12 protein-coding genes are annotated in these 12,479 nt (G+C 71.7%); 6 read left to right on the forward strand and 6 right to left on the reverse strand.

The window, feature by feature from the left end:
- Positions 1-613 (forward strand): peptide deformylase (locus JHN63_RS37660; protein WP_234478294.1); only part of this gene is annotated, 613 nt, incomplete at its 5' end.
- Positions 614-651: 38 nt separating this feature from the next.
- On the opposite strand, the gene JHN63_RS37665 is transcribed toward JHN63_RS37660, so the two are convergent.
- Positions 652-2,082: an NAD(P)/FAD-dependent oxidoreductase gene (locus tag JHN63_RS37665; protein ID WP_200689507.1), complete on the reverse strand. Its 1,431-nt coding sequence runs from the start codon at positions 2,080-2,082 to the stop codon at positions 652-654.
- 123 nt (positions 2,083-2,205) lie between these two features.
- On the opposite strand from JHN63_RS37665, the gene trxA reads away from it, so the two are divergent.
- Positions 2,206-2,595, forward strand: a complete 390-nt coding sequence (gene trxA, locus JHN63_RS37670) for a thioredoxin (protein WP_200689509.1) — start codon at positions 2,206-2,208, stop codon at positions 2,593-2,595.
- Between the two features lie 54 nt (positions 2,596-2,649).
- Here the strand turns inward: trxA and JHN63_RS37675 are convergent, their stop codons facing one another.
- Positions 2,650-4,086, reverse strand: coding sequence for a benzaldehyde dehydrogenase (locus tag JHN63_RS37675; protein ID WP_200689512.1), 1,437 nt, complete (start codon positions 4,084-4,086; stop codon positions 2,650-2,652).
- Between the two features lie 222 nt (positions 4,087-4,308).
- A complete protein-coding gene (locus JHN63_RS37680; RefSeq protein ID WP_200689514.1) occupies positions 4,309-5,343 on the reverse strand; it encodes a LacI family DNA-binding transcriptional regulator in 1,035 nt (344 codons plus the stop codon).
- A 140-nt stretch (positions 5,344-5,483) separates the two neighbouring features.
- On the opposite strand from JHN63_RS37680, the gene JHN63_RS37685 reads away from it, so the two are divergent.
- Together JHN63_RS37685 and JHN63_RS37690 are read left to right on the forward strand one after the other, a co-directional pair.
- Entirely contained in the window at positions 5,484-6,179 is a 696-nt protein-coding gene (locus JHN63_RS37685; RefSeq protein WP_200689516.1) for a TetR/AcrR family transcriptional regulator, read from the forward strand.
- A 37-nt stretch (positions 6,180-6,216) separates the two neighbouring features.
- On the forward strand, positions 6,217-7,359 hold the full coding sequence (locus tag JHN63_RS37690) for an NAD(P)/FAD-dependent oxidoreductase (protein WP_200689517.1): 1,143 nt from the start codon (positions 6,217-6,219) through the stop codon (positions 7,357-7,359).
- A 422-nt stretch (positions 7,360-7,781) separates the two neighbouring features.
- Here the strand turns inward: JHN63_RS37690 and JHN63_RS37695 are convergent, their stop codons facing one another.
- A complete protein-coding gene (locus JHN63_RS37695) occupies positions 7,782-8,462 on the reverse strand; it encodes a TetR/AcrR family transcriptional regulator (protein WP_200689518.1) in 681 nt (226 codons plus the stop codon).
- Between the two features lie 105 nt (positions 8,463-8,567).
- Between JHN63_RS37695 and JHN63_RS37700 the strand changes: the two genes are divergently transcribed.
- A complete protein-coding gene (locus JHN63_RS37700; protein WP_200689519.1) occupies positions 8,568-9,131 on the forward strand; it encodes an NAD(P)H-dependent oxidoreductase in 564 nt (187 codons plus the stop codon).
- 73 nt (positions 9,132-9,204) lie between these two features.
- Here JHN63_RS37700 and JHN63_RS37705 read toward each other — a convergent pair whose 3' ends face one another.
- Both JHN63_RS37705 and JHN63_RS37710 read right to left on the reverse strand, forming a co-directional pair.
- Positions 9,205-10,086, reverse strand: coding sequence for an LLM class F420-dependent oxidoreductase (locus JHN63_RS37705; RefSeq protein WP_200689520.1), 882 nt, complete (start codon positions 10,084-10,086; stop codon positions 9,205-9,207).
- Between the two features lie 74 nt (positions 10,087-10,160).
- Entirely contained in the window at positions 10,161-11,108 is a 948-nt protein-coding gene (locus JHN63_RS37710; RefSeq protein WP_200689521.1) for a TerC family protein, read from the reverse strand.
- Between the two features lie 249 nt (positions 11,109-11,357).
- Between JHN63_RS37710 and JHN63_RS37715 the strand changes: the two genes are divergently transcribed.
- On the forward strand, positions 11,358-12,344 hold the full coding sequence (locus tag JHN63_RS37715) for an alpha/beta hydrolase (protein WP_200689522.1): 987 nt from the start codon (positions 11,358-11,360) through the stop codon (positions 12,342-12,344).
- Positions 12,345-12,479 lie beyond the last annotated feature (135 nt).

Here is a 12,479-nt window from a genome sequence, read left to right on the forward strand (position 1 = left end):
CGAGCGGGTCGAGGAACTCCTCGCCGGCGGCGGTCCGTTGCCCATCGTCGCGGCCGGTGACCCGGTGCTCAGGCGCGGTACCGAGCCGTTCGACGGTCAGTTGGAACCCGCGCTGCTGGCCCGGTTCATCGAGGCCCTGCGCGTGACCATGCATGCCGCGCCGGGGGTGGGGGTCGCGGCCCCGCAGGTCGGGGTGGAGCTGCGGATCGCGGTGATCGAGGATCCCGCGCCGGTGCCGGACGAGGTGCGGGTGGTGCGCGGGCGGGTGCCGCAGCCGTTCCGGGTGCTGGTCAATCCGGCGTACGCGCCCGTCGGTGAGGAGCGGGCCGCGTTCTTCGAGGGGTGTCTGAGTGTGCCGGGCTGGCAGGCGGTGGTCGCGCGGCACGCCTCGGTGCGGCTGACCGGGCAGGACGAGCACGGGCGGGCGGTGGACGAGGTGTTCACCGGGTGGCCCGCGCGGATCGTCCAGCACGAGACGGACCACCTCGACGGCCTGCTCTACCTGGACCGGGCCGAACTGCGCTCACTGTCCTCGAACGAGGCGATGGCGGAGCGCTGGGCGCAGCCGGCACCGGACCTGGCGTCGGCTGCGCTCGGCTTCGAGCTGCCGTAGCGGAGCGGCTTTCAACTGCCGTAGGAGATCAGGGGTGTTCAGCCCCGGTAGGCCTCCAGGAGGCGGAGCCAGACCTCGCTGATGGTCGGGTAGGACGGGACCGCGTGCCACAGGCGGTTGATCGGGACCTGGCCGGCCACCGCGATGGTCGCGGAGTGGATCAGTTCGCCCACACCGGGGCCTACGAAGGTGACGCCGCGCAGGATCTCCTCGTCGAGGTCGACGATCATGCGGGCGCGGCCTCGGTAGCCGTCGGCGTAGAGGCCGGCGCCCGCCACCGAGGAGAACTCGACGTCGACCGCGCGGACGCGGTGGCCGGCCGCTTCGGCCTCGGCGAGGGAGAGGCCGACGGCCGCCGCCTCCGGGTCGGTGAAGACGACCTGGGGTACGGCGTCGTGGTCGGCGGTGGCCGCGTGGGCGCCCCACGGGTCGGTCTCCAGCAGCGGGACGCCCTCGGCACGGGCGGCGATCGCGGCGCCCGCGATGCGTGCCTGGTACTTGCCCTGGTGGGTGAGGAGGGCGCGGTGGTTGACGTCGCCGACCGCGTACAGCCAGTCGCTGTCCTGGACGCGCAGGGAGTCGTCCACCGTCAGCCAGGAGCCCGGTTCCAGGCCGATCGTGTCGAGGCCGATGTCGTCGGTCTGCGGAACGCGTCCGGTGGCGAAGAGGATCTCGTCGGCCTCGATGCGGTCGCCGGTGTCGGTGACGGCGACGACGGTGCCGTTCTCGCGGGTCACCGAGGTGACCGAGGTGCCCGTGCGCAGGTCGACGCCGGCCTCGGCGAGCGCGTCGGCGACCAGTTCGCCGGCGAAGGGCTCCATGCGGGGCAGCAGGCCCTTGCCGCGGACGAGGAGGGTGACCCGGGAGCCCAACGCCTGCCAGGCGGTGGCCATTTCGACGGCGACGACCCCGCCGCCGACCACGATCAGCCGGCCGGGCGCGGCCTTGGCGCTGGTGGCCTCGCGGCTGGTCCACGGCCCGACGTCGGCGAGTCCGGGCAGGTCGGGGAGGAGGGCTCGGGTGCCGGTGCACACGGCGACCGCGTGCCGGGCCGTGAGGACGTGCCGTACGCCGTCGGGGCCCGTCACCGTCACCCGGCGGGGGCCGTCGAGGCGGCCCTGGCCGCGGTAGAGGTCGGCACCGATGCCGTCGAGCCACTGGACCTGGCCGTCGTCCTTCCAGCCCGAGGTCTCGTAGTCGCGGTGGGCGAGCACCGCGGCGGTGTCGAGGGGGCCTTGGACGAGGTGGCCGAGGCCGGGCACGCGGCGCGCGTCGGCGCGGGCGATCACCGGGCGCAGCAGGGCCTTGCTGGGCATGCACGCCCAGTACGAGCACTCGCCGCCGACGAGTTCGCTCTCCACGATCGCGGTGGAGAGACCGGCCGCACGGGTGCGGTCGGCGACGTTCTCCCCCACGGGCCCGGCCCCGACCACCACGACGTCGTACTCGATGGATTCCGTTTCCGTCATGGGGCCAGTCTGCTGGGTGGTGTGCGCTGAGGCCACACGGGTAGGGGCGCGGAATACGGGACCGGACGACCGTGTTGTCCGGGACGGCTTCGCCCCCACATCGAGGAAGTAGGGAATCACGTCATGAGCAGCAGCACCGTGGAGCTCACCAAGGAGAACTTCGACCAGACGGTCACGGACAACGACTTCGTCCTGATCGACTTCTGGGCGTCCTGGTGCGGGCCGTGCCGTCAGTTCGCCCCGGTCTACGAGAAGGCGGCCGAGGACAACCCCGACCTCGTCTTCGGCAAGATCGACACCGAGGCCCAGCCCGAGCTGGCGCAGGCCTTCGGCATCCAGTCGATCCCCACGCTGATGATCGTGCGTGACCGTGTCGCCGTGTTCGCCCAGCCCGGCGCGCTGCCGGAGGCCGCCCTGACGGACGTCATCGGCCAGGCCCGCAAGCTCGACATGGACGAGGTCCGCAAGTCGGTCGCCGAGCAGCAGGCGCAGGCCGAGCAGAACGGCAAGTAAGCCCCTTCTCCAGTACTGGAAGGCGCACGAAAGCACCAGAAGGCGCACGAAGCACTAGAAGGGGTACGACGCCACGTCCCCGCGCACCGTCGTCCAGCGCACGTCGGTGAAGGCCTCCAGGTTGGCCTCGCCGCCGAAGCGGGCGCCGGTGCCGGACGCGGCGACCCCGCCGAAGGGGGCCACGGCCTCGTCGTTCACGGTCTGGTCGTTGATGTGGACGATCCCGGTGGGGATGCGTTCGGCCAGATCCAGGCCGCGGGCGCTGTCGCGTGTGACGATCCCGAGCGACAGTCCGTACGGCCCGGCCGCGGCCAGCGCCGCCGCCTCGTCGGCGGTGGCGAAGGACCGTACCGGCGCCACCGGGCCGAAGACCTCCTCCGCGTAGGCGGGGGTGTCGTCGTCGACGCCGGCGAGGACGGTCGGCCGGTAGAAGAGCTCCTCGTGCGTGCCACCGGCCGCCAGCCTGGCGCCACTTGCCGTGCTGGCCTCGACGAGGCCGTGGATCTTGGCCAGTTGGGCCGCGTCGATGATCGGGCCGAGGTGGACCTGCGCACGGTGCGGGTCGCCCACGGCGAGCAGGTCGGCCTTGGCGGCGAGGCGTTCGACGTACTCCTCGTAGAGCGACTCGTGCACGAGATGGCGGCCGGTCGTCATGCAGATCTGGCCCTGGTGGAAGAACGAACCCCAGGCGGCCGTCGAGATCACCGCGTCCAGGTCGGCGTCCGCCAGCACGATCAGGGCCGAGTTCCCGCCCAACTCCAGGTGCGCGCGCTTGAGATGACGCCCCGCCGCCTCACCGACCGCGCGCCCGGCGGCGGTTGAGCCCGTGAAGGAGATGACCGGCACCTGCGGGTCGGCGACCAGCGCGGCCCCCACCTCGGCGCCGCCGGGCAGGACTTGGAGCAACTCGTCGGGCAGGCCCGCCTCCGCGAAGACCGCCGCGAGCGAGAGTCCCCCGCAGACCGCCGTGCGCGGGTCCGGCTTGAGGACGACCGCGTTGCCGAGCGCGAGCGCCGGGGCGACCGAGCGGATGGAGAGGATCAGCGGGGCGTTGAACGGCGCGATCACGCCGACGGCGCCGACCGGGATGCGGCGGGTGTACGACAGCCGGGGCGCCTCCGTGGGGAGGACCTGGCCTGCGGGGCGGGAGGCGAGCGCGGCGGCCTCGTAGCACTCCTGGGCGGCGACGTGCAGTTCGAAGTCCGCCTTGCCGGGGATCGACCCGGACTCCCGCACGAGCCACTCGCGCAACTCCTCGGCGTGCGCGGCGAACAGGTCACCGGCCCTGCGCAGCACACCGGCGCGGACGAAGTGCGGGACACGCGCCCATTCAGCCTGCGCGGCGAGGGCCGCACGCACCGCCGGCCGTATGTCCTCGGCGGCGGCGAGCGTGACGGTACCGAGCGTGTCGCCGGTGGCGGGCTCGGTGACCGGGTACTCGGGGCCCGACAGGGGGCGGGGCTGCCAGGTCTTGGAGTCGAGCAGCGGCATGGCGGTTCTCCGATCCGTCACCGGCGGGACCCGCCCGGGGCGGCGCAAGTCCCGTGTCTGCGCGGCCGGTTGAGCGGCCGCGTGGCGGGATGCGGCGATCCGGCGCAGCCCTGGGAGCCGCGTCCGGTGGTCGCACGCATCCCCGTGGTTGAGCACGCAACATTCTAGTCGCGTACGGCCGTTTCGCCCCGGGCGCGGTTCACCGGCCCGGGTCGGCCCGGATCAGGTGGAGTCGCGGTGCACCACCGAGGCGCCGAGCAGTTCGTGCGTACCGGGCAGGGCGCCGGGGTCGCGGACCGCGTTGTCGACCAGTTCGGCGAGGTCGCGGCCGGACGGCAGCTGGATGTGGACGCTGCTCAGACGCGGGCGCAGCAGCCGGCCGATCATCAGGTCGTCGGCGCCGATCACGGCCGTGTCCTCGGGGATACGGATGCCCTCGTCCTGGAGGGCGCGCATCAGCAGCATCGCGTACTCGTCGTTGTACGCGAACACGGCGTCGAGACCGAGCCCGCGCCAGCCCGCGGCCACCTTGGCGGCACTCTCCTCGCTGTAGGCGAGCGGGAGTTCGGTCACCGTGGCGTCCGTGTCGAGCAGCGCACGGCGCACGCCTTCGAGGCGGGGGCGGGAGAACGCCTCCAGGCCGGGCTCCTCGGGTACGACGACACCGATCCGGCGCCGGCCGCGGCCGTACAGATGCGTGCCGGCTTGGTGGCCGACGCTCACATGGTCCAGGAGGAGGGCGTGGGCGCCCTCGACCCGCTCGGGGCCGAGCGTGAGGACGGCCCGGGCGCCGGAGCGCTTGAGGACGGCGACGCCCTGCGGGCCGAGTCCGGCGCCGGGCACCAGGACGGCGACCGGGCGGAGTTCGGCCCAGGCGCGGGCGGCCTCGTCGCCGTGCAGCCCGACGGAGCCGTGCTGCACGACCGTGTAGTCGAGGCGGCTGAGCGCCCACTGGAGTTCGGCCATGAACTGGCTGTAGAGCAGTCCCACCGGCACGGTCGGCGCCGGCATCAGCACCATCCGGCTGTGCCCGGCGCGCAGGCTGCGGGCCGCCGCGTGCGGGACGTACCCGAGTTCCTTGGCGGCCTCGTGGACACGGCGACGGGTGGGTTCGCTGATCCGTACGGCGCTGGTGTTGTTGAGGACGTAGGAGACGGTCGCGCGTGAGACGCCGGCCAGCCGGGCCACATCGGCGCTCGTGGGAACGGAGCGCGGTGCGGGCGACAAAGCTGCGGGCGTTTTCGGTATCTGCACCATGACGTACGGCATCTTGGCAGAAGCCGGGGCCGAAGAGTGCGGCGGGGGAACGGCCGTCACGAGAGCAGCATGGTCCGGTATTTTACGAACATGTTCGTCACGAACTTGTTCGGAGCGAACATGTTCGTTATCGTGGAGGCATGACAGCTCGCCCCGACACTCCGCGCAGCCGCCGTGACCGACCGGCGAAACCCGCCCTGAGCAGGGAGGGCATCGTCGCCGCCGCGCTGACGGTCCTCCGCGCGGAGGGTCTGAACAAGGTCACCATGCGGCGCCTGGCCCAGGAGCTCGACACCGGTCCGGCCTCGTTGTACGTGTACGTCCGCAACACCGCGGAGCTGCACGCGGCGGTCCTGGACGAGCTGCTCGGCACGATCGGTCCCGCGCCCACCGAGGGTTCCTGGCGTGAGCGGCTGGAGCAGGTGCTCACGGCGTACACCGCCATGCTCTTCGAGCACCCGAGCCTCGCCCGTTCGGCGCTGACGGCCTGGCCCAGCGGCCCGCACTACCTGAACCTGATCGAGACCCTGCTGGCCCTGCTCGACGAGGGCGGCGTCCCACCGGCGCAGGCCGCGTGGGGCGTGGACCTGCTGCTCCAGCAGGCCACCGCGACGGCCGCCGAACACGCGGACGACGACACCACCCGCGACGACTGGGACGCCCTGACCGACGCCGTGCGCAACGCGTCCGCCCGGACCCACCCGCACCTCGCGGCCCGCTCCGGCGACCTGCTCGCGGGGGCGCCCCTGGCCCGTCTGTCCTGGCGGTTCCAGGCACTGATCAACGGGATCGAGCGGACCGCCGTTCCCCCGACCGACGCCGTTCCCCCCAACTGACGCCGTTTCACGGCGACTTCGCCTCGAGGAGGCCATCATGACCACCACACACCACCACCCCGTAGCGATCATCGGCGGCGGACTCGGCGGGCTCACGCTCGCCCGGGTCCTGCACGTCAACGGCATCGAGGCGGCCGTCTTCGACCTCGACGCCTCCCCCGCCGCACGCACCCAGGGCGGCATGCTCGACATCCACGAGGACTCGGGCCAGCCGGCACTGCGCGCGGCGGGCCTGTACGACGAGTTCCGCGCGCTGGTCAACCCGGGCGGCGAGGCCACCCGCGTCCTGGACAAGACCGCCACGGTCCTTCTGGACGACCCCGACGACGGCACCGGCGGGCGCCCCGAGGTCGACCGCGGCCAGCTCCGCGATCTCCTGCTCGGCTCGCTGCCCGACGGCACCGTCCGCTGGGGCGCGAAGATCACCGGCGCCCGCCCGCTCGACGCCGGCCGGCACGAGGTGACGCTCGCGGACGGTACCTCCTTCACCACCGATCTGCTGATCGGCGCGGACGGCGCCTGGTCCAAGGTGCGGCCCCTGCTCTCGGACGCGCGGCCCGCGTACACCGGCATCTCGTTCGTCGAGGTGGACCTTCCGGACGCCGCCGTACGGCATCCCGTGAGCGCCGAGGTCGTCGGCGGCGGCATGCTGATGGCGCTCGGCGCGGGCAAGGGCTTCCTGGCCCACCGCGAGACCGACGGGAGCCTGCACATCTACGTGGCGCTCGCCGTGCCCGAGGACGCGTTCGCCGACGTCGACTTCACGGACACCGAGGCGGCGAAGGCGTACACCCTGGAGCACTTCACGGACTGGGACAAGAGCCTGCGGGCACTGCTCGGCGACGCGGACGGGCCGCTGACCCCGCGGCAGATCCACGCCCTGCCGATCGGGCACCGCTGGGCGCGGGTGCCCGGGGTCACGCTGCTGGGCGACGCGGCCCATCTGATGTCACCGTTCGCGGGCGTGGGCGCCAACCTGGCCATGCTCGACGGGGCCGAACTGGGCCAGGCGCTGGCCGCGCACCCGGGCGACACCGAGGCCGCGCTGGCCGCGTACGAGGAGAAGCTCTTCCCGCGCAGCGAGGAATCGGCGGCCGAGTCGGCGGCGAACGGCGTCCTGATGTTCGGCGAGGACGCCCCGCAGGGCATGCTCGACTTCTTCGCAAGCCACGACGGCTGAGCCGGGCACGGCGGCCGATCCGGAGGACATACGCGGCTGCTTCGCCGGGAGCGGCGGCCGATCCGGGGCACATGCTCGACTGCTTCGCCAGGCACGGCGCCTGAGCCGGGGGACACGCGCGGCTTCTTCGCCGGGTACGGCGGCTGAGCCGGAGCACATACTCGACTGCTTCGCCAGGCACGGCGCCTGAGCCGGAGGACACGCGCGGCTTCTTCGCCGGGCACGACGGCTGAGCCGGAGCACATACTCGACCGCTTCGCCAGGCACGGCGCCTGAGCCGGAGGACACGCGCGGCTTCTTCGCCAGGCACGACGGCTGAGCGGGCACGGCGCCCGAGCCGGGGCACATGCTCGGTATCTCCAGCTCCCGCGGTGGCCGAAGCGAGCACCACGGCTGAGCCTCGCACAGCCCAACCGGCCCACTCAGCAGGGCGGTTGAGTCCTGGTCACGCGTGCGACGAGGTCGATCCAGCCCGCCTCCAGGCGCTCCATCGGCATCCCGCACTGCCTGGTCAGATGGTTGATCAGGGCGGGGTCGAGATACGCCATGAGCGTCTGGGAGAGCAGCTCGCAGTCGGCGTCCGGCACGATCTGCCGCAGCAGCACCATGACGTGGGTGCGCAGCGCCCGCAGCGCGGAGTGGGCGAACCGCCGGGTGGGCTCCGGCTGGGCGGCCAGTTGCAGGTCCAGTTGCTCGGCGCTGCGGTACAGCACCGCCACGCCGAAGGCGCGCAGCCGCTCGACGGGCGGGGCTCCGGGGCCCAGCGGGGGCGGGCCACCCAGGAAGTCGGCCTGGAGCGTCTGCGCGGAGTGGTCGAGCAGCGCCATCAACAGGCCGGTGCGGTCGCCGAAGCGGCGGAACACCGTCCCCTTCCCGACCTCGGCGGCGGCGGCCACGGCCTCCATGGTGACGCCGGCCACTCCGTGCTCGGCGATCAGCCGGGCGGCGGCCTCCAGCAGCTTGGCGCGGTTGCGGGCCGCGTCGGCGCGCAGGCAGGGCTCGTCGGCGTAGGAGCGGACCTCCAGCAACTGGGGTTCGCTTATGGACTCCTCGGGCTTCGGGAAGGGGGGCAGGGCGCTGGACATGAAGACAGCGTAAAGCACCGGGAAGAAAACTGGACCGCGGTCCGCTTAGGCTGATACAACTTTTAAGCGGACCTCGGTCCGGATCGTAACGGCAGTGTTTCAGCCCCCCTCTTGGAGTCCCCCATGTCTGTTCGTATCCTCGCGCTCGTCGGCAGCCTGCGTGCCGGCTCGCACAACCGCCAGCTCGCCGAGGCCGCCGTGAAGTTCGCGCCCGAGGGCGCCGACATCGAGATCTTCGAGGGTCTCGCCGACATCCCGTTCTACAACGAGGACATCGACGTCGAGGGCGATGTCCCGGCCGCCGCCGCCAAGCTGCGCGCCGCCGCCGGTGCGGCGGACGGGTTCCTCTTCTTCTCCCCCGAGTACAACGGCACCATCCCGGCCGTCCTGAAGAACGCCATCGACTGGCTGTCCCGCCCCTACGGCGCCAGCGGCTTCGGCGGAAAGCCGGTCGTCGTGGTCGGCACCGCGTACGGCCAGTTCGGCGGCGTGTGGGCGCAGGACGAGGCCCGCAAGGCCGTGGGCATCGCCGGCGGCAAGGTGATCGAGGAGCTCAAGCTCTCGATCCCCGGCTCCGTGGTCCGCTTCGCCGAGACCCACCCGTCCGAGGACGCCGAGGTCGTCGCCCAGCTGACCGAGGTCCTCGCCGCGCTGAAGGGCCACGCGGGCGAGGCCGTCGCCGCCTGATCCGGGCACCTCGCTTCACCATGACAGGGGCCGGAGTTCATGTGAACTCCGGCCCCTGTCACGTCGGTTGAGGTCAGTCCAGCTCGGCCAGGCGCGGTACCGCCGGCGCCACGAACCGCTCGATCCACTCGGCCGGTTCGCCGGTGCGCGGGCCCAGGATCACCGTGTCGATCCCGAGCTTCGTGAAGCCGGTGATCTCCCGCAGGAAGGCGTCGGTGTCCCCCGTGGTGACCGACTCGCCGGTGTGGACGATCGTCTTGCGGATACGGTCGTAGTCGCGCCCCAGCCGGTCGCAGTGACCGCGCAGCACCTCGAGCTTGTGCCGCAGCTCCTCCGGTGTCGCCACGATCAGGTTGCAGGCGTCCGCGTACTGGGCGACCAGGCGCAGCGTCTTCTTCTCGCCGCCCCCGCCGATCATGATCTCGGGGTGCGGGCTGCTGACCGGCGCGGGCACGCACAGGGTCTCGGCCAGCCGGTAGTGCTGGCCCTCGAAGGGGCCGTTCGCCTCCGGGTCCCACATCTGGAGGCAGATCCGCAGGGTCTCCTCCAGCCGCTCGAAACGCTCCGCGACCGGCGGGTAGTGCACGCCGAGACCGTGGTGCTCACGGTCGTACCAGGCCGCCCCGATGCCCAGCGTGGCCCGGCCGCCGGACAGGACGTCGAGCGTGGTGGCGATCTTCGCGAGCAGCCCCGGATTCCGGTACGTCACACCGGTCACCAGCGCGCCGAGCCGGACCGTGGAGGTGTGGCCGGCCAGGAAGCCCAGGGTCGTGTAGGCCTCCAGCATGGCGTCCTCGGCGCCGCCGTTGAACTCCATCTGGAAGTAGTGGTCCATCACGGAGAGCCAGCTGACGCCCGCCGCCTCGGCCGCGGCGCCCGCCGCGGCCAGCTCGGACCCGATCGCCGCGGGCCCTCCGGGATGGTTGAAGCGGTTGATGTGTACGCCGACCCGCATGTCCGACTCCGTTCCACAGTTCGCCCGGACCTTCACCGTCCCTCGTGACGGTAGGTGTTCGAGCGTTCTCGAAGTCAAGCGCTTTGCGTCCTCGTGGCGCGCAGGCTGGTGAACGTCGTCACCGCGAGGACCAGCACGATGAAGCCGAGGGAGAAGGGGATGGAGATCTGCGGGACGTGCACCCCGGACTCGTGCAGGGCGTGCAGCACCAGCTTGACGCCGATGAAGCCGAGGATGATCGACAGGCCGTAGCTGAGGTGGACCAGCTTCTTCAGCAGGCCGCCGATGAGGAAGTAGAGCTGCCGCAGGCCCATCAGGGCGAAGGCGTTGGCGGTGAAGACGATGTACGGGTCCTGGGTGAGGCCGTAGATCGCGGGGATGGAGTCGAGCGCGAAGAGGACGTCGGTGGAGCCGATGGCGAGCATCACGACCAGCATCGGGGTCATGATCCGCTTGCCGTTCTCCGTGATGAACAGCTTGGTGCCGTGGTAGCGGTCGGCCACGCCGAAGCGGCGCTCGGCGATCTTGAGGAGCTTGTTCTCCTCGTACTCCTCGTTGTCGTGACCCTTGCGGGCGTCCTGGACGAGCTTCCAGGCGGTCCAGATCAGGAACGCGCCGAAGAGGTAGAACACCCAGGAGAACGTGGAGATGATCGCGGCGCCTGCCGCGATGAAGCCGGCGCGGAGCACCAGGGCGATGAGGACGCCGACCATCAGGACGCGCTGCTGGTACTGCGAGGGCACCGCGAACTTGCCCATGATCAGCACGAAGACGAAGAGGTTGTCGACGCTGAGCGACTTCTCGGTGATGTACCCGGCGAAGAACTCCCCGGTCGGTCCGCTCCCGCCGTAGAAGAGCAGTCCGAGCCCGAACAGACAGGCCAGGACGACCCAGGCCACGGTCCAGATGCCGGCTTCCTTGATGGACACGTCGTGCGGCTTGCGGCCGATGAGGAAGTCGACGCCGACGAGTGCGCACAGGGCGACGATCGTCAGCAGCCAGGTGGTCAGGGAGATGTTCACGGGTGGTGCTCCTGGTACGGGGGTGGGGGGAGATGGTTAGTGGCACGGATGGGGTGATCCATGAGGGTTTGGACATCGTTGTCGGCGTAAGGGATCACTTCCACGTCCCGCAGGTGAACAACAGATCACGTCCTGGCAAGGCACCCGCCGTCCGGCGGAGAGGTTCCGCCGGACGGCGGTGCGCGGATCAGGGGCGTACGCGCGGAGGATGGCCGTACGAGCCGCAGCGCCCAGTGTCAGGAGAAGCACATGACGTCGTCCGTGCCGCCACCGCCCCCGTTCGACCCGGAACTCGCCGGGGCGCTGGAGTTGATCAAGGAGTTCATCTCGCCCGGTATGTCCCTGGAGGACATCGAGGAGATCCGGCGGGGTCCGGGGATCACACAGTTGGCCGAGGTGGATCTGACCCTGGACGGGGCCTTCTCCGTCGAGGACAGGGAAGTGGCCGGACCGGTCGGCGAGCCCGAGATCTCGCTGCTGATCTGTCGCCCGACGGCACCCGCGACGGCCGGACCGCTGCCGGTTATCTATCACGTGCACGGCGGCGGCATGGTGCTCGGCGACAACCGGGTCGGGGTGAGCGGGGCGCTGGAGTACGCGCGGGAACTGGACGCGGTGGTCGTGTCGGTGGAGTACCGGCTGGCGCCCGAGCATCCGCATCCGGCGCCGATCGAGGACGTGTACGCCGGGCTGTTGTGGACGGCGGAGCACGCGAAGGAGATCGGTGGTGACCCGGAGCGGATCGTGATCATGGGCGCGAGCGCCGGCGGCGGGCTGTCCGCTGCGCTGGCCCTGCTCACCCGGGACCGCGGCGGACCGCGTCCGATCGGGCAGTTGCTGCTGTGCCCGATGCTCGACGACCGCAACGACACCCCGTCCGCGCACCAGATGATCGGCGTCGGCGTCTGGGACCGCACGGCGAACGAGACCGGCTGGACCGCCCTGCTCGGCGACCGCCGCGGCGGCCCCGACGTGTCGCCGTACGCCGCGCCCGCCCGGGCCGAGGACCTCACCGGCCTGCCCCCGGCCTTCCTCGACGTCGGCTCGGCGGAGACCTTCCGCGACGAGGTCGTCACCTACGCGTCCCGCCTCTGGCAGTCGGGCGGCATCGCCGAACTCCACGTCTGGCCCGGCGGCTTCCACGGCTTCGACGGCTTCGCCCCGCAGGCGGCGGTGTCCCAGGCGGCCCGGGCGGCGCATGTGAGTTGGCTGCGGAGGTTGTTGGCGACGGTTTGAGGGGGGTGGGGGTACGGCTGGGGGTGAGATGGGTGTGGTGCGCCGTTGCGGTTCGACCGGGCGCACCTCGCCCGGTCGAACCGCAGGTGGGCGGCGGCACCGGGGACTTTCGTGAGTCGCCTCGGCGCAGCGAGA

The sequence above is a fragment of the Streptomyces sp. MBT65 genome (assembly GCF_016612545.1).
GTDB lineage: Bacteria > Actinomycetota > Actinomycetes > Streptomycetales > Streptomycetaceae > Streptomyces.